Raw genomic sequence first — 19,268 nt, 5'->3', positions numbered from 1 at the left:
CACTCCACATTCACCCGTGCTAACCCTGCATAACTAGCGATTTTAGCAGCACCCACCCTTAAAACTCTATTAATAATTTACCAGTAACTCGGCAATCATCCAATAAATATGAGTAACAACATTACACAAACAATTTACTTTTTCTACACTTTACCCAGGGAACGGTAAATGCAGCACCAGAACGACGTATCTCCAAACCTGCCATAATAAATTTGCCTTGGGCAGCCGGAGATGGTATTAATCGCAGCGATCAAAATAATTTACGGGGAACAGATATGCTGACAGGAAAACAGAAGAGATTTCTCAGGGGGTTGGGACACCCTCTGAAGGCGGTCATTACCATCGGCAAAGGCGAGATTAATGAGTCCCTGGTCAGGGAAACAACGGAAGCCCTTGCCGCACATGAGTTGATCAAGGTGAAAATACTGGAGAGTTGCCTTTTGGACAGATATGAAGCTGCAGCCGAACTTGCCGGATCATGCGGTGCCGAGGTTGCTCAGGTGTTGGGCAGGACCTTTCTGCTTTACAAGAAAGCCGACAAGCCCACATTAGAACTTCCGTCTGAAAAAGCAGCGAAGAAGCCTTCCCGCAAATAAAACACAAAAAAGGGCAAGGAGAAAAGCCTCCCTGCCCTTTTGATCAGGTCATGCAGATGGTCAGTTAATCGTCATCCCGCCCATGCTTCCGCTCATGCTTTTCCCACTTTCGTTCTTCCTTTTCCCACTTGCGCTCTTCCTTCATACGCTCGCGCTCTTCCTTACGACGCTCTTTTATTTCATGCTTGTCGGGACGGAAGTGCCTTCCACGATAATGATCTCCATCCCCACGGTAGCGTCGGTACTCTTCATCCCTGACATAGCGGATTCTTTCAAATTTGTGGCGACGGAGTCCCTGAGGAAGCCTGCGATACGAAGTAGCTACCCACGGTCCGTTATAGCGGGGAGAACGATACCAGGTGTTGTCGCGGTATACATAGTAAGTGTTGGAGATATAGAACATGTCGTAGGGGATGCCCACTGCCACATAAAAACCTAGAGCTGACGGAATGATGAACTCGGGTGGTTCTTCTACGACAATGGAAACGGGTGCCGGTGAAGGAACGACCACCGTTGCCGGCTGTCTGCCACCGCCATTTCCGATGTTGATGTTCATGTCGAAGCCGACATTTGCCAAAACAGGCTGTGCAGACAAAATTGCCGCCATCATCGGCATCAAAAGCAGTTTCTTCATACTATATCTCCTTTCAATTTGCCGGACCTGAAAATAGAAACAGCCGGGACCGGATATCTATAATTGATATTTCGGCAACCCGGCTGTCTCCTTGAGACCCATTAGGCTTTCCGCCCCACCTTCACAGGTGGTTTAGTATTATCGTCTATCTGAATCGAATTGGTGTTGAAAAATCTATCCCATCACAGGCTAATGAGTCAAGATATTTCTCTTCAGGTTGCCGCCTGCCAAAAAGATGATCTAAGCCATCACTCGGCGTATCCTACACCCTTTCATATGGTTCGAAGAGCCGCTTGTATTCGTCCAGGGCAAAGCGGTCGGTCATGCCGGCAATGTAATCGCAGACCACCCGTTCCCGCTCTTCACGCTCCATTTTCTCCAGATATTTGCGCGGCAGCAGGGTCGGATGGGAAATGTAGACATCGAACAGCTGTGAAAGGTATCGCTCTGCCTTTACCCGCATCCTTTCCACCTTGTAATGATGGTAAAGGTTTTCCATCAAAAATCTCTTCAGCTGTCGGTTTTTCTCTGCCACCTGAGGGCTGAAACAGACCACCTGGCTGTTGACCCGGCGCAGGTCGTCGAGATCCTTGATGTTGTTGGTCCTGATATTGCCCATGGTGGTTTCGGTGATATCGGTGATTAAAAGGCCGATGATGGCACTTATGGTCTGACACTTCTGCCTGTCGGGATCAATGCCCGGATACTGAGCGGCTATGTTCTGCCGGACCTCACGCCACAGATCCACACTCTCCAGTTGCTCCAGGGTTATGTATCCGGATTTGAGTCCGTCGTCAATATCATGATTGTTATAGGCGATCTCGTCGGCAAAATTCATCAGCTGGGCTTCTACAGTCGGAACGATCCCCGGCAGAAATTCGGCAATGCCACCTTCAGGCCTGTCATAGGGAGAAGAATGCTTGATAATCCCTTCTCGAACCTCCCAGGACAGGTTCAGGCCGTTGAATTCCGGGTACCTTTCCTCCAGTTCGTCCACCACCCGGAGTGACTGCAGATTATGTTCGAAACCGCCAAAGCCCTTCATCAGGCGGTTCAGAACTTCTTCTCCGGTATGGCCAAAGGGGGTATGACCCAGATCATGTGCCAGGGCCAGGGCCTCCGTCAGTTCCTCGTTCAGTTTGAGCCTGCGAGCTATGCCCTTTGCGATCTGTGCCACCTCAAGAGAATGGGTGAGCCTGGTACGATAGTAGTCCCCTTCGTGATTGACGAATACCTGGGTCTTGTATTCCAGACGCCTGAATGCAGCACAATGGATGATCCTGTCCCGGTCACGCTCGAAGGCAGGGCGGTCGTCGCGCAACTCCTCCGGGTACCTGCGCCCGCGCGAGAGCGAACTTTTTGCCGCATAGCCGGCCAGGTCAGGTCTTTCCATAACAGTTGCAGCTTCTGACATGCATATTCCTCCAATTAAGTACTCTTTAGTATCAGGTCAGGAAGGTGTCAACAACAAACTTCTCCTTGACGAGCCCACCCCTTCATGGTAGGTTTTTAACCTTTTCAAAAATGCTGTTCTATAATAGCATATGAATCGAGCTTGGCAAAAAAGATCAGGTTCATGGAGAAACTGGCAATTGCGCATCATAAGCGGTTCGGCAAAAGGGCGTAAACTGGCTTCGCCCAAAGACATGCGGGTAAGGCCTACTGCCGACCGGGTAAAAGAATCCCTGTTCAACATTCTGACCAACCTTATGGACGACCTGTCAGCCGTCAGGACCTTGGACATCTTTGCCGGAACCGGCAGCCTTGGCATTGAAATGCTCAGCCGGGGCGGCGCTTATGCCGTCTTCATCGACAATCACCGCCAGTCTGCAGCCATGATTGGGAAAAACCTGCAGATGCTGGGTTTTGCGGAAAAATCCCGCCTCCTGGTCGAAGAAGCACTGGTAGCCCTGAGGCTTCTGGAAAGACAGGGGGACGGATTTGGTCTCATTTTTCTTGATCCACCATACCGCAAGGGACACACGGAGAAAGTTCTTGAATTTTTATCACACTCTTTGCTTGCTACCAATGATACTATAGTAGTCGCGGAGTTTTCGGTGCAGGAAGATATTCCTGCCGGTTTTGGTCAGTTGCAGCAGTTCGACAGAAGGGTCTACGGAGACACCGTCTTGGCTTTTCTTAAAAAATCAAGCTAGAGGATTAACATGCCCCTGAAAATAGCTGTCTATCCCGGGTCCTTCGATCCCATTACCTACGGCCATCTGGATATCATCGAACGTGGACTGAGGATCTTCGACAAAATCATCGTCGCTGTGGCTAAGAATTCGGAGAAGAACTCCCTGTTTCCCACAGATGAGCGCATTGCCTTGATCAAGGAGGTATTGGGCGACAGTGAACGGGCAGAAGTCGACACCTTTACCGGCCTTCTGGTGGACTACGTGCGCGATCAGGGGGCAACGGTGATCATCCGCGGGTTGCGGGCGGTATCGGATTTCGAATACGAATTCCAGCTGGCCAGATGAACAGAAGCATCACCCAAGACATCGAGACACTGTTCATGATGACCTCCGTACCCTATAGCTACCTCTCATCATCCATAGTCAAAGAAGTCAGCTCCCTCAACGGACCCATAGAAGGCCTTGTTCCCCCTGCGGTCAAAAAGGCTCTGGATGCGAAGTTCAATCGCTGAAATAATTTGCCGAAGATGGCACAAGGAGCGACCATGATCAACAAGGACATGACCATTGGTGACATTATCCGGCGGTATCCCCAAACCATCACCATCTTCGAGCGGTACGGACTCGATTGCCATGACTGCCAGATAGCCGATTTTGAGGCAGTGGAGCATGGCGCCTCGGTACATAAGGTGGATGTGGACAAACTTCTTCATGAACTGAATGAAAAAATAGCTCCCTGATCTCACCCCTTTCCCCTCCTGGCAAAACCTCAGAAATCCCTTTACATTCAAGGTATAGTTATATATTGTTACTTGTTCAACTACAGGTAATAAAAGGGTAATATGGTACTGGATAACATACGCAACTTCTCCATCATTGCACACATAGATCACGGCAAATCGACTTGCCGACCGGCTTCTCGAATATACGGGCGCTCTGACCGAGCGGGAAATGCAGAACCAGGTTCTGGACAAAATGGACCTGGAACGTGAGCGGGGCATCACCATCAAGGCCCAGGCCGTCAGGTTGAACTACCTGGCCAATGACGGCAGGCAATACATACTGAACCTCATCGACACCCCGGGACACGTGGACTTCACCTATGAAGTTTCCCGCTCCCTGTCCGCCTGCGAAGGCGCTCTGCTGGTAGTTGATGCATCACAGGGGGTAGAGGCCCAGACACTGGCCAATGTCTACCTGGCCCTGGAAAACGATCTGGATGTTTTCCCGGTTTTGAACAAGATCGACCTTCCTGCCGCCGAGCCGGAACGGGTCAAGCAGGAAATAGAGGATATCATAGGTCTCGATGCCCATGACGCCGTTCTCGCCAGCGCCAAGGAAGGCATCGGCACCAGGGAAATTCTCGAGGAAATTGTCAATAAAATTCCGCCCCCCAAGGGTGATGCTGCAAAACCCCTCAAGGCGCTTCTTTTCGACTCATGTACGACCAGTACCAGGGGGTAATAGTCCTTGTCCGCATCCTTGACGGCTCCGTCAAGAAAGGGGACAAGATTCAGCTCATGTCCAACCGCCGTAACTACGAAGTTCTCAAGGTGGGTGTCTTTTCCCCCGCCATGTGCGAAGTGGCAAGCCTTTCCGCAGGCGAGGTCGGCTTCGTTATCGCCGGCATCAAGGACGTGCAGGACGCCAAGGTCGGTGACACCATCACCAATCTGCACAACCCCTGTGACGCGCCCCTGTCCGGATTCAAGGAAGTGCAGCCGATGGTCTTTTCGGGGCTGTATCCCATCGACACCTCCCAGTATGAGCAGTTGCGCGATGCACTGGCCAAGCTGAAACTGAACGATTCGTCCTTTTCCTACGAGCCGGAAACGTCCCTTGCCCTTGGCTTCGGCTTCCGCTGTGGTTTTCTCGGCCTTCTGCACATGGAGATCATACAGGAGCGCCTGGAGCGGGAGTTCAACCTTGACCTGATCACCACCGCCCCCACCGTCGTTTACAAGGTTCACCGGCTTGATGGATCGATTATCACCATCGAGAGCGCCAACCAGCTCCCCCCGACCCAGGAAATTGAGTTCGTGGAAGAGCCATTCATCCTCGCCTCCATCCATGTGCCCAACGAATTTGTCGGTGGCATCCTGGCCCTGTGCGAGGAAAAACGCGGCGTGCAGCGAGAGATTAAATACCTGACACCAACCAGGGTGATGATTGTCTATGAACTGCCGTTGAACGAAGTGGTGCTGGATTTCTACGACCGACTGAAATCCATTACCAAAGGCTACGCCTCTTTGGATTACGAGCACCTGGACTACCGGCGCAGCAACCTGGAGCGGCTCAACATCATGATCAACGGGGAGGTGGTAGATGCCCTGTCGCTGATCATCCACAAGGAAAAGGCCTATTACCGCGGGCGCGATCTGGTGTCGAAAATGAAGGAGCTGATCCCCCGGCAGATGTTCGAAATTGCCATCCAGGCAGCCATCGGCAATAAGGTAATAGCCAGGGAAACCGTCAAAGCCCTGCGCAAGGACGTCCTTGCCAAATGCTACGGCGGCGACATCACCCGAAAACGGAAACTTCTGGAAAAGCAGAAGGAAGGCAAGAAGCGCATGAAGAACGTCGGCAATGTGGAACTGCCCCAGGAGGCATTTCTCGCCATCCTCAAAGTAGAAGGATGAAGAGGATAAAGCCCTCAATCTCTGATACAGACAAAGGATAATCCATGGAAGATTACAAGAACATGACATCGGAATCGGTGAAACCAGAGCCGCAGGTCAAGAAAAAACACATTGTTCGGGAATATGCCGAGTCCATAATTATTGCCGTTATTCTGGCACTTATTATCCGTACCTTTATCGTCCAGGCCTTCAAGATCCCTTCCGGTTCCATGGAAGATACCCTGCCATCGGCGATCATATCCTGGTCAGCAAGTTCATTTACGGTACCCAAATTCCTTTTACCACTACAAGATTGCTGAAGATCAGGGATCCCCGGCGTGGCGATGTCATTGTCTTCGAATATCCCGAAGACCCCAGCAAGGATTTCATAAAAAGGGTCATTGGCACCCCAGGGGATACGGTTCAGGTGATCAACAAGAAGGTCTACGTCAACGGCAAGCTGTACGAAAACCCCCACGAAGTCCACAAGGAGAAGGACGTTATCCCAAAAGAACAGAATCCCCGGGATAACACCGATCTGATTACCGTGCCGACCAATGCCTATTTTGTAATGGGAGATAACCGGGACCGTTCCTACGACAGCCGCTTCTGGAAATTCGTCAGGAACGACCAGATCAAAGGGCTCGCCTTCATCAAGTACTGGTCCTGGGACAAGGAAAATTTCGGCGTACGCTGGAGAAGCATCGGCAAGCTGATCGATTAGAACCGCTGTCAGTCAATAAAAAATCCCGTTCACCGAGCAAGGTGTAACGGGATTTTTTTATGGTCTCACATGTTCCCAGTCCGCTACCGGGCCAGGGACAATGCGAAACAGGGGATGGGGGTCGGGGAAAGAAAAGGACTCTAGATTATCCAGCCACGAGGGAGAGCGAGCCCGAAGTTTCTCCCGCAAATGGCCCCATTCGTACTCCAGCTGTCCTGAGGTTGCCGCAAGAGGTTCAGCTCCATCGGTCGGTCCGATCTTGTTCCGATCGAACGCATAGCCCCGCTTGAGTGCCTCCCGGTAAACCTCCTGCAGATAGGCGGCGATGGATGCCTCCGGGACAGCGGTCTCGCGAAAGCGGATCAACTGGGGATGGTGGACATACCCCCGCGTCTGCCCCCTGAGAACGGCCTGGGCCAGCAGCGCTTCCCGCCACAGGGCAACCAGTCCCTTCTGGTCCAGGTATTTGGGATGCAGGGTCCAGAGGCGCACAATCAGATCCTCGTATCTACTTCCGCTCTCCCTGCTGCAGCGCTCAACCTCTGTTGAACTCAATTCCCGGTACTGACCAGGCTTGAGTTCCCCTATCTCCAGGAAACCGTAACGTGAACGTTTCAGCCTGACCACGGTCAGCCCCACCGCCTCGCACATGCGGCGCACCTGGCGGTAACGACCCTCGTGGATGGTAATGGAGATCCAGCAGTTATGGTCGCTTTCCCGCACCAGTGAGACCTGCGCCGGCGCGGTCATGCCGTCTTCCAGCTCTACCCCCATCTGCAGATGCTTCAGTTGCGATGGGCTCGCCTGTCCCCTGATCCGCACCAGATAGCCCTTATCCACCTCGTGGCTTGGGTGTGCAAGCCTGTTTGCCAAGCTCCGTCATTGGTCAGGAGCAGCAGCCCTTCCGTATTGTAATCGAGCCGCCCCACCGGATAGACCCGCTCCTTCACATCCTTGAGCAGGTCGGTGACAATGGGTCGCCCTTCCGGATCTTTCATGGTGGTCATGTAGCCGACCGGCTTGTAAAGGAGGAGATAACGCTTGCGGGACTCCTGCCTGATAGGCTTGCCGTCCAAAGTAATCCGATCTGATTCGGCATCTGCCTTGGAACCCAACTCGGTTACGACTTGTCCGTTAACGGCCACGCGACCGGCGGTAATGATTTTTTCAGCCTCCCGGCGGGAGGCTATGCCGGCCTGGGAAAGTATTTTCTGTAAGCGTTCCTGCATGTAAAAATTCCTTCTTAATTGCCTGCTCTTTCGTAAAACACCTTGCCAACCCGCTTGATGTGCTCGACCAGATCGGGATTGCCGATTTGCCGCAACAAGGAAAGGTCTATCTTATAGGGAAGCAATAAATCGTCCAACTCGTTAGCAATGCGCAACAGTTGAGAATGGGTAAGGTCATCGCCAACCATAGTCAGATCGATATCCGAGCCAATGCGATAATTACCTTTGGCGCGTGACCCGTAGATGATGACCTGTTTTATCTGCGGATAAGCGGCGAAAACATGGTTTAACCGATCAATTGTGCTTTCCTTGAGCCCGAAGCGCATGTCATTCATTCCCATTGCTCCGGTCGGCTATCTGTTGCATGGTATACTGTAATGCCTTGAACAGTTCGAAGTATCGGGAGATCACATTCTCCGCTATGGTGCGGGCGGTATCTTCGTTGTAGGTGTGAACCGTAAGGTTGCGGTCCTTCAGCATATCCATCCAGCCTTCTCCGTCAATGATCAACTCAAGGGCAAACGCCTCACGAATGGCATCACGCGACCCATGAATACTCCGATTGCCCTGCTCGCGTAAATAGTCCCGAATCACATTCCAACCCAATTCATATGTATACTCAAAGGCCTGAATAACCCCCTGCTCTTCAAGCTCGTTCAAATCACCCTTGTCCACGAATTTCTTTAGTTGAGCCAGAGCTTTGTTGTAGTTGACAAACCGTTGCTGCCAGCGAATGTCATCTCTTTCCATGAAACCCTTCCCCCGTCATAAGTAGAAAGCTCCTACCAAAAACAAAAGGCGGGAGATCCTCCCGCCTCGCTACTTCATCTGCTGCTTACTCAACAAAGCGCGACATTTTTCTGAATTTCTGGTAACGCTCTTCGATGAGCTGCTCGGCGGGAATCTTGCGCAGCTCTTTCAGGTTCCTGGCCAGGGCCTGGTGCAGGTTTTCGGCCATTGTCTCATGGTCCCGATGGGCACCTCCCAGGGGTTCCTCGACGATCTCGTCGATGACCTCCAGCGCCTTGATATCCTTGGCCGTCAGTTTCAGCGCCTCGGCTGCCTGCTCACCCTTGGTGCCGTCGGACCAGAGAATGGCGGCGCATCCTTCAGGGGAGATAACCGCATAAACCGAATGCTCCAGCATCAGTATCCGATCGCCCACCGCTATGGCCAGCGCTCCCCCCGAGCCACCCTCGCCGGTGATGACTACAATGATAGGCACTGTCAGGCGTGACATCTCCCGCAGGTTGCGGGCGATGGCTTCGGCCTGTCCCCGCTCTTCTGCACCAATGCCCGGAAAAGCACCCGGTGTGTCAACAAAGGTGATGATGGGCAGCTTGAACCTCTCGGCCATTTCCATGAGACGCAGCGCCTTGCGGTAGCCCTCAGGGTTAGGCATGCCGAAGTTGCGGAAAACCTTTTCCTTGGTATCGCGCCCTTTCTGATGGCCGATAACCATCACCGGTTCGCCGTCGAGCCTTGCCAGGCCACCGACTATGGCATGATCATCCCCGAAGTTGCGATCCCCATGCAGCTCGTTGAACTCGGTAAAGATAAGCTCAAGGTAATCAAGGGTAAATGGGCGATTGATGTGGCGAGCTACCTGGCGGTCTGCCAGCGGCTGAGATTGGAATAAATATCAGCCTGTACCTGCTCTGCCTTTTTCTCCAACTTGCTGATCTCGGTCTTCAGATCCAGAGTATCGTTTGATAGTTCGTGCAGCTCTTGAATCTTGCGCTCCAGGTCTGCCAGCGGTTTTTCAAACTCCAGATAGGTCTGTGTCGCCATTTATTCGGGTCTCCTTTAGATTGCACTGAATTTGAACCAGACATTGATGAACCACCGGGCTACTCGAAAGAGACGGCATTATAACCCAGCAGATTCTTTACTTCCAGCGATAATTCTTCAGAGGCGGAAAGCATGTAGGCATCGGGGAGGTTGATGGTGGTCCTGGATTGTTCGGGAATGACGATATGCAGATAGGATCTGCAGGAACCAGGATAGCGTTTGATGATACCCTTGAGGGATTCAAGCTGTTCACGGGCAATACCTGACTGCACCGTCACATGAACCCGTCGCGTCTCACGCTCGGTCAGTTCCCTGAGTAGCACCACATCGCTGGCAATGACCTTGATATTTTTCTCGCCCACTTCCACCGTGCCGCTGACGAGGATGGGGTCATCGCCGGCGAGACACTCGGCAACCCGACTGTAGACCTTTGCCAGCACCACCACCTCCACCGAGCCGTGCAGGTCTTCCAGGGTGACGAAGGCCATTCGATCACCTTTCTTGGTGATGAACTCCTTCTTGGCCACGACGATGCCGCAGATCTTGACCTCGGTCTTGTCCTTGATCTCGGCAAAGTCGGAGGTGTGGACGGAGGCAAAACGCCTGATCTGGGCAGAATAGCGATCAAGTGGATGCCCGGTTATGTAAAAACCCAGGGCTTCCTTTTCCTGGTTGAGGAGAAACTTGTCATCCCACTCGCAGATCGGGCAGGCTTCCCTTGCCGTTACCGTTGCCCCTGGCGATCTCTTCTACTCCAAACAGCGAAACCTGGGCACTGTCCCTTTCCTGTTGAATTTTCTGCCCCAGGGACATGGCGTCCTCAAGTACCGCCATGAGCGGAGCGCGATTGGCGCCGGTGGAATCGAAGGCGCCGCATTTGATCAATGATTCAACCACCCGTTTGTTGACCTTGCGCAGGTCCACCCTCTCGCAGAAATCGAAAATATCGGCGAAGGGTCCTGTTTTCCTGGCATCAATGATCGCTCGATGGCAGATTCCCCCACGTTCTTCACCGCCCCCAGACCAAAGCGGATGGAATTTCCCAGGACGCGGAAGGAGAGATCGGAGGCGTTGATGTCCGGCGGAAGCACTTCGATCCCCATGTCCCGGCAGTCACTGATGTTCTTGATGACCTTGTCGGTGCTGCCCATGTCCTCGGTGAGGAGCGCGGCCATGAACTCCACCGGGTAATGGGTCTTGAGATAGGCGGTCTGATAGGCAACCAGGGCGTAAGCGGCGGAATGGGACTTGTTGAATCCATATTCGGCAAATTTAGCCATCAGGTCGAAGATGGCCTCCGCCTTTTTCCCGTCGATCCCCTGCTTTTCAGCTCCGTCCAGAAACGGGATCTTCTCCTTGGCCATGACCTCCGGGTCTTTCTTGCCCATGGCGCGGCGCAGGAGGTCGGCCTGGCCGAGTGAATAGCCGGCCAGGACGCGGGAGATCTGCATGACCTGTTCCTGGTAAACGATAACGCCGTAGGTGTCCTTGAGGATCGGCTCCAGTTGCGGCAGGTCGTAGACGACCTTTTTGCGGCCATGCTTGCGGTCGATGAAGTCGTCGACCATGCCGCTGCCCAGGGGGCCGGGACGGTAAAGGGCGCAGACGGCGATGATGTCCTCGAAGCAGGATGGCTTCAGCTTGACCAACAGGCCCTGCATGCCGGAGGATTCCAGCTGGAATACGCCGGTGGTGTTGCCGGACTGGAGCAGTTTGTAGGTCTCTTCATCATCATCGCGCAGGACAGTGATGTCGAAATCGGCGTTCTTCCCGGCGCGGATCAGCTTCACCGCATTGTGGATGACTGTCAGGTTCTTGAGGCCTAAAAAGTCGAACTTTACCAGACCGATCTTTTCCACGTACTTCATGGAGTACTGGGTGGTAATCGATCCGTTCTTCTGGTCCTTGTAGACCGGGCAGAAGGCCTCCAGCACGTCAGGCGCCACCACGACACCGGCGGCATGGGTTGAAGCATGCCGTGCCAATCCCTCCAGGCAGAGGGCCACATCCAGGAGCTCCTTGATACGAGGATCGGCCCCAGCCAGCTCGTTCAGTTTGGGCTCCTGCTGCAGGGCCTTTTCCAGGGTAATGCCCAGCACCTCCGGCACCAGCTTGGCTATGCGGTCCACATCACCATAGCTCATGTCCAGCGCCCGTCCCACATCGCGGAGCACACCCCGGGCCGCCATGGTACCAAAGGTGATGATCTGGCAGACCTTGTCCCGGCCATACTTCTCGGTGACGTACTGGATCACCTCCTCGCGGCGATCCTGGCAGAAATCCACGTCGATATCAGGCATTGAGATACGTTCCGGATTGAGGAACCGCTCGAAGAGCAGATTGTAGGGGATCGGGTCCAGATCGGTGATGCGAATCGAGTAGGCAACCAGCGAACCGGCTGCGAACCGCGGCCCGGGCGACGGGAATGCCGTGGTCCTTGGCCCAGTTGATGAAGTCGGCAACGATGAGGAAATAACCTGGAAAGCCCATCTGCTTGATGCAGTCAAGCTCGATGCGCAGCCGGTCGTAATAACCTTTTTCCTGCTCCGCCGTCAGGTCCGGATATTTGGCCCGCACCGCCACCAGTCGGTCCTTGAGCTTCATAGGCCTGTTCTTCCAGGACATCATCCAGGGTCTTATCAGCCGGCTTGATATATTGGGGAAAATGGTAGGTCTTGAAGTCAAGCTCAAAGTCGCAGCTCTCGGCAATGCGCACCGTGTTGGCAATGGCCTCAGGCGCATAATGGAAGGCAGCCGCCATCTCCTGGGGAGACTTGAAGTAGAACTCCTCTGCCGAAAAGTGCATGTGGTTCGGATCGTTCATCGTCTTGCCGGTCTGGATGCAGAGCAAAACCTCGTGGGCCTTTGCATCCTCGCGGTTAAGGTAATGACAGTCGTTGGTGGCAACCAGCGGCAGCGAAAGTTCCGAGGCCACTTCCAGCAGGCGCTTATTAGCCACATCCTGCTCTGGAAGCGTATTTTCCTGGAGCTCGATATAGTAGCGACCGGGGAAAAGCTCGGAATACCAGCGGGCAGTGGCTACGGCTTCTTCCATGCGGTTACGGCCGCACTGATATGCGACTTCCCCCTTGAGGCAGGCGGAAAGTGCTATCAATCCTTCGCTGTGCTCAGCCAGTATCTCTTTGTCGATGCGGGGCTTGTAGTAAAAACCCTCCTTGTATCCGGCGGAAACCAGCAGGAAAGGTTTTTATACCCCTGCAGGTTCTGGCAGAGCAGGATCAGATGGTAACTGGAGGTGGATTCGTGGCCATTACCGCTCTCCTTGCTGAACCGGGAGCCGGGAGCGATATAGACCTCGCTGCCGATGATCGGCTTGATCCCCTTGTCCTTGCACTTGGTATAGAACTCGATGGCGCCGAACATGTTGCCGTGGTCCGTAATGGCCACGGCAGGCATTTCGTAGCCTTGACCTTCTTGATCAGGTCACCGAGGCGAATGGCGCCGTCCAGCAGCGAATACTGGGTATGCAGATGAAGATGTACGAAATCCGGCTGGCTCATGGGTCCTTAAATACAACTATGGGAGCCGGTCCTGCTCATGGCTCCCTTTTAGTCAAACTAAAAAATTTCGCTTATTATTACATAACAACAGCTGGGGTGTCAACAAGCCAACGGGGCAAAACCGCCTTCCCTTGCGCACATGGCAATACGTGATAGAGTATTTGCACTATTCATCGTCTGCACTTTTCGACAGGAGGTAACTGCATGAAAGTACTGGTAGTTTATTATTCCATGTATGGCCACATACATCGTATGGCAGAGGCAATGGTTGAAGGGGCAAAGGAAGTAGTCGGGGCGGAAGTAGTGCTCCGCCGAGTTCCGGAAACGCTTCCCCATGATGTACTTGAGAAGATGGGAGCGGTGGAAGCGCAACGGAGCATGTCCCATATTCCCATCTGCACTGTTGACGAGCTGGCAGAGGCCGACGCCGTAATTTTCGGTTCACCGACACGTTTCGGCAACATGTGTGGCCAGATGCGCAGTTCCTGGACGCAACCGGCGGTCTTTGGGTAAAGGGATCACTGATCGGCAAAGTGGGGAGCGTCTTTGCCAGTTCCAACACCCAGCATGGAGGGCAGGAATCAACCATTCTCAGCTTTCATACTACCTTGCTCCATCACGGCATGGTCATAGTCGGCCTCCCCTATGCATTTCAGGGTCAAATGCGCAATGACGAGATCACCGGGGGGTCACCCTACGGCGCATCCACCGTTGCCGGCACCCAAGGGGAGCGGCAGCCGACCGAGAACGAACTTGCGGCTGCCCGCTATCAGGGGAAGCATGTGGCATCCATCGCCTATAAGCTGGTGATGGCCCGCTGAATATATGATCTCAGAGGGTTGGTACCGTTTCGGCCAGCTCTCTCCCCAACTTTCCTGCCCCACCATTGCCGACTCTCCATGGGAAAAATTTGCATGCAACGGCTGCCGGTGCTATCCTGCCTCCCTAATCAAAACTGAAGGGAATGCATAATGACGCCTTACAATACCTTGATCGACTCACATGCCCACATCTATGGGCCTGAATTTAAAGACGATTTTGCTGATATGCTGAAAAGGGCGGAAGAAGCCGGTGTCGGTGAGATCATCGTCGTCGGGACCGATGTGGCGACAAGCAGGGCAGCCTGTGAACTGGCGACCAGGCATGAAAACCTCTATTGTGCCGTGGGCATCCACCCCCACGATGCAGCGACAGTGACGGAAAAATGCTATGAAGACATTCGCCATATGGTCAACAGCTGCACAAAGGTTGTGGCCATCGGCGAAATCGGCCTGGATTTCTACCGGGACAGGTCGCCCCGCCACCTGCAGGAAGAGGTCTTCCGCCGTTTCATCCGGCTGGCCAGGGAGGTATCGCTGCCGGTCATAATCCACGACCGGGACGCCCATGACCGGGTAATGGCCATTGTCATGGAAGAGGATGCCGGTGCTGTGGGAGGTGTCTTCCACTGCTTTTCCGGTGACCTGCAGATGGCCAGCCGGTGCATCGACCTGGGTTTCCACATTTCCATACCGGGCACCGTCACCTATCCGTCCAACGAAAACCTGCGCCAGGTTGTACAGGGTACGAAGATCGAAAAGATGCTGGTCGAAACCGACTGCCCTTACCTGACCCCTGTCCCCCATCGGGGCAAACGCAATGAACCGGCTTACGTGAGTATCACCGCAGCAGGGTAGCCGAAATCAAAGGATTGTCGGTGGAGGATGTGAGCCGGATAACAACTCACAATGTGCGCAACCTTTTCAAGATCGGCGCCAAGGACCAGAATGCCCGCATTGCCTACCGCATCAGGCATTCCCTCTATCTGAACATCACCAATCGCTGCTCCAATCGTTGCTCATTCTGCGCCAAGTTCGAAGATTTCACCGTCAAGGGGCACTACCTGCTTTTGGACCACGAGCCGGGATTCAGCGAGGTGATGGCGGCGATATCCGAGCACCACGGCTATGAGGAAGTAGTCTTCTGCGGCTATGGGGAACCGCTCCTGCGCCTTGACCTGATCAAGGAGATCGCTGCTGAGCTGAAGAAACAGGGGATCAGGACCAGGATAAATACCGATGGCCAGGCCAACCTGGTTTACGGCAGAAACATTCTGCCGGAGCTGGAAGGCCTCATCGACTGCGTCTCCGTAAGCCTCAACGCCGCCGACGCCGAGACCTATGATCGGCTCTGCCACACCCCCTTCGGCGAAGCCGGTTTCCACGGGGTCTGCGATTTTCTCCGGGAAGCCCCCAAATACATACCGCAAGTTGTAGCCAGCGCTGTCACGGTGCCGGGACTTGATATCGATCAGGTTAGAGAGCTTGCCCAATCGCTGCGTGTTGAGTTCCGGGAGCGGGAATTTGCGGAAGTCGGCTGAGTCTTTACCCATAGCAATGGGGCAATAATTTAATGATGCAGGTTGCAATCTTCAGACTATCTGCTATAAGATAAAAAAGACCGAAATGGTCGTCTTAATTTAAATGAAGGAGGGTAACACACATGAGTAAAAAACTGGAAATCTACAAATGTCAAAGCTGTGGAAACATAATCGAGGTCTTTCATGCCGGAGCGGGTGAACTGGTCTGCTGCGGCAGTCCCATGGCGCTGCAGGTGGAGAACACGGTGGACGCTTCACGGGAAAAACATCTGCCGGTGGTGGAAAAGAATGCCGGCGGCATCACTGTCAAAGTCGGCAGCGTCCCCCATCCCATGGAGGAGCAGCATTTTATTGAATGGATCGAAGTGGTTGCCGATGGCCGAATATTCCGCCAGGAACTGAAGCCGGGCGACGCCCCCCAGGCAGTTTTCCCGGCAGCAAGCGGCAAGGTTGTCGTTAGAGAATACTGCTCTCTTCACGGCCAGTGGGCAACCAACGAATAGCCTCTGACCGCAGCTTTCAGACCAAAGCCTGCCCCTCGGCAGGCTTTTTTATTCTGGCTAAAAAAAGGCTGGCCAGCTATAATGCCCGCCTGAACTGAGTTCCTTACTCTAAAAAGGTTACCATGAACCAAAAGACCCGCTGGCTTTTGACCCTCTGCCTGGCCCAGATATTCATCATGCTGGCTTTCATAAATTATTCGGCAGTTCTTCCGCTCTTGAAGCAAGAATGGGAGATGAACAACACCAAAGCCGGTTCCATATTTTCCGTCTACCAGCTGGGATACATTGCTTCAGGAGTCATACTCTCCACCCTTACCGATCGGCTGAACACCAAGCACATCTTCATTTTCTCGGCCCTGTGGTCAGGCACAGCCAACCTGCTCTTTGCCTTTTACGCCCACGATTATCTCTCTGCCTTGGTGTTCCGGGGCTTGACCGGCATAGGCATGGGGGGAACCTACATGCCCGGCTTGAAACTGGTGGCGGAAAATTTGCTACCGGCAAGCGGGGAAAGGCAGTCGGCATCTATGTGGGATCGCTGGTTCTCGGCGCCTCCCTTTCCCTTGCAGTGACCGGCGCCGTCACCTCCCTGGCCGGCTGGAGATGGGCATTCATCGTCTGCTCCATAGGTGTCTACTGCGGTGCAGCCTTGTCCCTCATCGTTTTCAAGGGCTACCGCCCCATGGTGCATGCTACTCCCGAACACGGTTTCCGGGGCGAAGTACTCCGCAACAAGCCGGCATTCCTTATGATATTGGGCTATGGCTCCCACATGTGGGAGATGTACGGCATGAGAAGCTGGCTGGCGCCTTTTTTCACCGCCGCACTGGTAGGTCACGGCATAGCCAAAGGAATCGCCACCGGCTGGGCGGCCACTGCAGCGGCGGTTATTATCGGCATCGGCACCTTTTCCACCGCCATTACCGGCACCCTGTCCGATATCCTGGGCAGGACCAGAACCATTTTCATCGTCATGTGCGGCAGCGCCATGTTCTCCTTCGCCTTCGGCTGGCTGGTAAATGCCAATCCCTACATCACCTTTGCCGTCGGCATTGTCTATGGCTATTTGATAGTTGCCGAATCACCGGTTTTTTCGGCTGGACTGACGGAACTGGTGGCGCCCGGCTATATGGGTGCTGCCATGGGACTTCAATCCCTGGTTGGTTATTCCCTGGGAATGATCTCGCCAACCGTCTTCGGCTGGGCTCTTGACCTGTGCCACGGCTGGCAACCCTGGCCCGGAATAGATGCCGACTGGGGAGTCGCATTTGCAACTGCAGGCCTGGCGCCGTCACCGGCCCCATCTTCATGTACATGTTGCGCCGTTGTCCGGAAAGCGAGCGCATGGCAGGCGGCAGGCGCTAGGAGTCTGTCTGACTTAGGGGATCGTAGCGAGAGGATAGCAGGTCGAGGACAGATTTACGGAAATTTGAAGACGAATAGTGGACCTATTGGTCGAAAATTTCCGGGAATATGGACCGTTCTGCTATTCTCGCAGCAGATTCATTCCTAAGTCCGACAGACTCCTAGTGTGCTTAACCCGGGAACCACACCCCAGACAGCGTCAACATTACCGAAAATGTTTGTCTGTTTTTTGACATCAAGAGTCAACCAAAGTGATTCCATCGTGAAAATAAATACTTCCCCCACTGAGTGGCCGTCAATTAATTGTCGTTTTTTTGGGGAAATAAAAAAAGTGGAAAACTTTCTGGCTTTTACGGCTAAAAGCCTGCTGGATGCGCCTGTAATCCACAGAATCTGTGGATAACTTTGTGGAAAAAGGTGTACGAGCTGGTGAATTTCAGCGAAATTTTATATGAATTTAACGTTCTGCCTCTTTTTTAGGCAGGAGAGATAACCTTTCTCTGCCCTGCTTTCCTTCAGAGCCGCTCTTCAGATGACAATATCCCGTAAAAAAAAGCCGCATCCAGGACAGACGCGGCTTTTCGCTGCCTTTATCCAGCCTGAGGCAGGCTACTTCTCCCGGTAGGTTATTCTGTAACTAAAGGTTGTCGGCTCCAGCCAGTCTATCACTTTGCCACCAACCTCAGCATAGGGATAGCCGAAGGTATTAAGCGGCGCACCGGTTTGGGCAGGATTAAGAACCAGATCGCGCCCGAAGGCAAGTTTCACCCGATATTGGTCGATCCCTCCCCAGAAGTAGTCATGCAGCTCCCGTGTCCTGACATCCTTTGGCTTCAGCTTTTCCACCAGCATCGCCTTGCGCACGTCTGCCGGGTCCACGGGAACCCAGCCGTAACCGGGCAGATAGAACTCGGCCCAGCAGTGCTGCCAACCCGTTATATCCTCTTCTGCCTTTTTGCCCAGCCTGATGCCGAAGATCTCGCGGGCCGGAACCCCGGCCGCCCTGGCAAGGGCGACAAAGACCGAAGATATATCGGTGCATTTACCGCCGGGCTTCTTGAGCAGGGCACAGACATCCCCCTTGCCGCAGCCGCGGGTTTCAGGGTCTCGCCAGGTGTTCTCGCAGGTCCAGTCATAGATCGCCTTGGCCTTCTCCAGCACTGTTGTTTTCCCTTTGGTGATCATTTCAGCAACTTTCTTCACTTCCCCATCGACCGGTCCGAGGCTGGTAGCAGTAAGATATTGTCGGTAATCGTCTGGGCTCCACGACGACTCCTTTGCAGGAAAACTGCGGCGCACCGATTCCTCCCTTTCCACGGTGAAGGAATAGACCAGCTTACGACCCGCAGCATTTTTGTCCCATTGGGCATAGAGAATCGGGGTACCGTTGACCCGGTCCGTATACACGGCAGAGGAGGCATAGTCGCCGGAAACCTTCACATGGGAAATCTGCTGCTCCGCATCGGAAACGGCATAGGGGAGCCAGAGTCTTGCCTCCTTACCCGGCTCCTGCGCGGAAAGATCCACCTCCACCGTGACGACACCGCCACGGCTCTTTGCCAAGCAAGGAGCGGCACTAAGAAGACAGGAAACAACCAACAGCATCAACAACTTATTCATTTATTACTCCTTCCCTTTTTTTATCGTTTTTCCTAGACTGCTCGGCACAAATCATCAGTCCTTCCCTTCTCCCTGGGAGAAGGTGGCCGCAGGCCGGATAAGGGGACGTCAGTTGAAGTCGTTTTTGCACATTCCTTCACCCTTCACCCTTCACCCTTCACCCTTCACCC

At 53.7% G+C, this 19,268-nt stretch carries 15 protein-coding genes, 6 pseudogenes and 1 riboswitch; of the genes and pseudogenes, 12 read left to right on the top strand and 9 right to left on the bottom strand.

What is annotated here, in order from left to right; translation table 11 throughout:
• Positions 1 to 275 precede the first annotated feature (275 nt).
• Positions 276 to 596 carry a ribosome assembly RNA-binding protein YhbY gene (yhbY, locus tag JCM15764_RS10505; protein WP_054695399.1) on the top strand — a complete coding sequence of 107 codons (321 nt, stop codon included), beginning with the start codon at positions 276 to 278 and terminating at the stop codon, positions 594 to 596.
• 64 nt (positions 597 to 660) lie between these two features.
• Here the strand turns inward: yhbY and JCM15764_RS10500 are convergent, their stop codons facing one another.
• Together JCM15764_RS10500 and JCM15764_RS10495 are read right to left on the bottom strand one after the other, a co-directional pair.
• Positions 661 to 1,230: a YXWGXW repeat-containing protein gene (locus JCM15764_RS10500; protein WP_054695395.1), complete on the bottom strand. Its 570-nt coding sequence runs from the start codon at positions 1,228 to 1,230 to the stop codon at positions 661 to 663.
• Between the two features lie 70 nt (positions 1,231 to 1,300).
• A riboswitch (cyclic di-GMP riboswitch) is annotated at positions 1,301 to 1,377 on the bottom strand.
• Between the two features lie 115 nt (positions 1,378 to 1,492).
• Entirely contained in the window at positions 1,493 to 2,644 is a 1,152-nt protein-coding gene (locus tag JCM15764_RS10495; protein ID WP_054695393.1) for a deoxyguanosinetriphosphate triphosphohydrolase, read from the bottom strand.
• Positions 2,645 to 2,822: 178 nt separating this feature from the next.
• Between JCM15764_RS10495 and rsmD the strand changes: the two genes are divergently transcribed.
• From rsmD to lepB, 5 genes and pseudogenes are all read left to right on the top strand, one after another.
• On the top strand, positions 2,823 to 3,386 hold the full coding sequence (gene rsmD, locus JCM15764_RS10490) for a 16S rRNA (guanine(966)-N(2))-methyltransferase RsmD (protein WP_054695391.1): 564 nt from the start codon (positions 2,823 to 2,825) through the stop codon (positions 3,384 to 3,386).
• Between the two features lie 9 nt (positions 3,387 to 3,395).
• Positions 3,396 to 3,880 (top strand): annotated as a pseudogene (gene coaD, locus JCM15764_RS10485) (pantetheine-phosphate adenylyltransferase).
• A 33-nt stretch (positions 3,881 to 3,913) separates the two neighbouring features.
• Complete coding sequence (locus tag JCM15764_RS10480) at positions 3,914 to 4,108, top strand: DUF1858 domain-containing protein (protein WP_012648356.1); 195 nt, start codon at positions 3,914 to 3,916, stop codon at positions 4,106 to 4,108.
• 102 nt (positions 4,109 to 4,210) lie between these two features.
• Positions 4,211 to 6,007: pseudogene (lepA, locus tag JCM15764_RS10475) on the top strand (translation elongation factor 4).
• 44 nt (positions 6,008 to 6,051) lie between these two features.
• Positions 6,052 to 6,710, top strand: a pseudogene (gene lepB / locus JCM15764_RS10470) (signal peptidase I).
• Positions 6,711 to 6,767: 57 nt separating this feature from the next.
• Here lepB and JCM15764_RS29565 read toward each other — a convergent pair.
• The 6 genes and pseudogenes from JCM15764_RS29565 to dnaE all read right to left on the bottom strand — a co-directional run bounded on the left by JCM15764_RS29565 (position 6,768) and on the right by dnaE (position 13,251).
• Complete coding sequence (locus tag JCM15764_RS29565; protein WP_305048676.1) at positions 6,768 to 7,550, bottom strand: pyrimidine dimer DNA glycosylase/endonuclease V; 783 nt, start codon at positions 7,548 to 7,550, stop codon at positions 6,768 to 6,770.
• Positions 7,496 to 7,939: a pseudouridine synthase gene (locus JCM15764_RS29560; protein WP_305048674.1), complete on the bottom strand. Its 444-nt coding sequence runs from the start codon at positions 7,937 to 7,939 to the stop codon at positions 7,496 to 7,498. Before JCM15764_RS29560 ends, JCM15764_RS29565 begins: the two co-directional genes overlap by 55 nt.
• Before the next feature lie 14 nt (positions 7,940 to 7,953).
• A complete protein-coding gene (locus JCM15764_RS10455) occupies positions 7,954 to 8,274 on the bottom strand; it encodes a nucleotidyltransferase domain-containing protein (RefSeq protein ID WP_054695388.1) in 321 nt (106 codons plus the stop codon).
• Positions 8,267 to 8,689 carry a nucleotidyltransferase substrate binding protein gene (locus JCM15764_RS10450; RefSeq protein ID WP_054695385.1) on the bottom strand — a complete coding sequence of 141 codons (423 nt, stop codon included), beginning with the start codon at positions 8,687 to 8,689 and terminating at the stop codon, positions 8,267 to 8,269. Before JCM15764_RS10450 ends, JCM15764_RS10455 begins: the two co-directional genes overlap by 8 nt.
• An 85-nt stretch (positions 8,690 to 8,774) precedes the next feature.
• Positions 8,775 to 9,730 (bottom strand): annotated as a pseudogene (locus JCM15764_RS10445) (acetyl-CoA carboxylase carboxyltransferase subunit alpha).
• A gap of 59 nt (positions 9,731 to 9,789) precedes the next feature.
• Positions 9,790 to 13,251, bottom strand: a pseudogene (gene dnaE, locus JCM15764_RS10440) (DNA polymerase III subunit alpha).
• 204 nt (positions 13,252 to 13,455) lie between these two features.
• On the opposite strand from dnaE, the gene JCM15764_RS29555 reads away from it, so the two are divergent.
• The 6 genes and pseudogenes from JCM15764_RS29555 (at position 13,456) to JCM15764_RS10420 (ending at position 17,626) form a co-directional block, all read left to right on the top strand.
• A complete protein-coding gene (locus JCM15764_RS29555; protein WP_439645280.1) occupies positions 13,456 to 13,764 on the top strand; it encodes an NADPH-dependent FMN reductase family protein in 309 nt (102 codons plus the stop codon).
• On the top strand, positions 13,716 to 14,072 hold the full coding sequence (gene wrbA, locus JCM15764_RS29550) for an NAD(P)H:quinone oxidoreductase (RefSeq protein ID WP_439645279.1): 357 nt from the start codon (positions 13,716 to 13,718) through the stop codon (positions 14,070 to 14,072). The genes JCM15764_RS29555 and wrbA overlap by 49 nt, the downstream gene beginning before the upstream one ends.
• Before the next feature lie 150 nt (positions 14,073 to 14,222).
• Positions 14,223 to 15,610: pseudogene (locus tag JCM15764_RS10430) on the top strand (TatD family hydrolase).
• Positions 15,611 to 15,732: 122 nt separating this feature from the next.
• Positions 15,733 to 16,113: a desulfoferrodoxin gene (locus JCM15764_RS10425; protein WP_054695381.1), complete on the top strand. Its 381-nt coding sequence runs from the start codon at positions 15,733 to 15,735 to the stop codon at positions 16,111 to 16,113.
• Between the two features lie 122 nt (positions 16,114 to 16,235).
• Positions 16,236 to 16,685 (top strand): MFS transporter, encoded by a 450-nt coding sequence (locus JCM15764_RS26485; RefSeq protein WP_279384369.1) that lies wholly within the window; start codon positions 16,236 to 16,238, stop codon positions 16,683 to 16,685.
• Positions 16,643 to 17,626: an MFS transporter gene (locus JCM15764_RS10420; protein ID WP_279384368.1), complete on the top strand. Its 984-nt coding sequence runs from the start codon at positions 16,643 to 16,645 to the stop codon at positions 17,624 to 17,626. Before JCM15764_RS26485 ends, JCM15764_RS10420 begins: the two co-directional genes overlap by 43 nt.
• A 461-nt stretch (positions 17,627 to 18,087) precedes the next feature.
• Here the strand turns inward: JCM15764_RS10420 and JCM15764_RS10415 are convergent, their stop codons facing one another.
• Entirely contained in the window at positions 18,088 to 19,098 is a 1,011-nt protein-coding gene (locus JCM15764_RS10415) for a transglutaminase-like domain-containing protein (RefSeq protein WP_243688736.1), read from the bottom strand.
• Between the last annotated feature and the right edge of the window lie 170 nt (positions 19,099 to 19,268).

Origin of the sequence: Geotalea toluenoxydans JCM 15764, assembly GCF_001311985.1 — a bacterium.
GTDB classification, from domain to species: Bacteria; Desulfobacterota; Desulfuromonadia; order Geobacterales; family Geobacteraceae; genus Geotalea; species Geotalea toluenoxydans.
Note: the sequence above shows the minus strand (reverse complement) of the source record. Positions and strands in the feature narration are given on the sequence as shown.

Coding starts and splice junctions, on each gene's coding strand:
- JCM15764_RS10415 (WP_243688736.1), bottom strand. CDS start 19,098: ATGAATAAGTTGTTGATGCTGTTGGTTGTTTCCTGTCTTCTTAGTGCC.
- yhbY (WP_054695399.1), top strand. CDS start 276: ATGCTGACAGGAAAACAGAAGAGATTTCTCAGGGGGTTGGGACACCCT.
- JCM15764_RS10450 (WP_054695385.1), bottom strand. CDS start 8,689: ATGGAAAGAGATGACATTCGCTGGCAGCAACGGTTTGTCAACTACAAC.
- JCM15764_RS10495 (WP_054695393.1), bottom strand. CDS start 2,644: ATGTCAGAAGCTGCAACTGTTATGGAAAGACCTGACCTGGCCGGCTAT.
- JCM15764_RS10500 (WP_054695395.1), bottom strand. CDS start 1,230: ATGAAGAAACTGCTTTTGATGCCGATGATGGCGGCAATTTTGTCTGCA.
- JCM15764_RS29555 (WP_439645280.1), top strand. CDS start 13,456: ATGAAAGTACTGGTAGTTTATTATTCCATGTATGGCCACATACATCGT.
- JCM15764_RS26485 (WP_279384369.1), top strand. CDS start 16,236: ATGAACCAAAAGACCCGCTGGCTTTTGACCCTCTGCCTGGCCCAGATA.
- JCM15764_RS10480 (WP_012648356.1), top strand. CDS start 3,914: ATGATCAACAAGGACATGACCATTGGTGACATTATCCGGCGGTATCCC.
- JCM15764_RS10455 (WP_054695388.1), bottom strand. CDS start 8,274: ATGAATGACATGCGCTTCGGGCTCAAGGAAAGCACAATTGATCGGTTA.
- JCM15764_RS10425 (WP_054695381.1), top strand. CDS start 15,733: ATGAGTAAAAAACTGGAAATCTACAAATGTCAAAGCTGTGGAAACATA.
- JCM15764_RS29560 (WP_305048674.1), bottom strand. CDS start 7,939: ATGCAGGAACGCTTACAGAAAATACTTTCCCAGGCCGGCATAGCCTCC.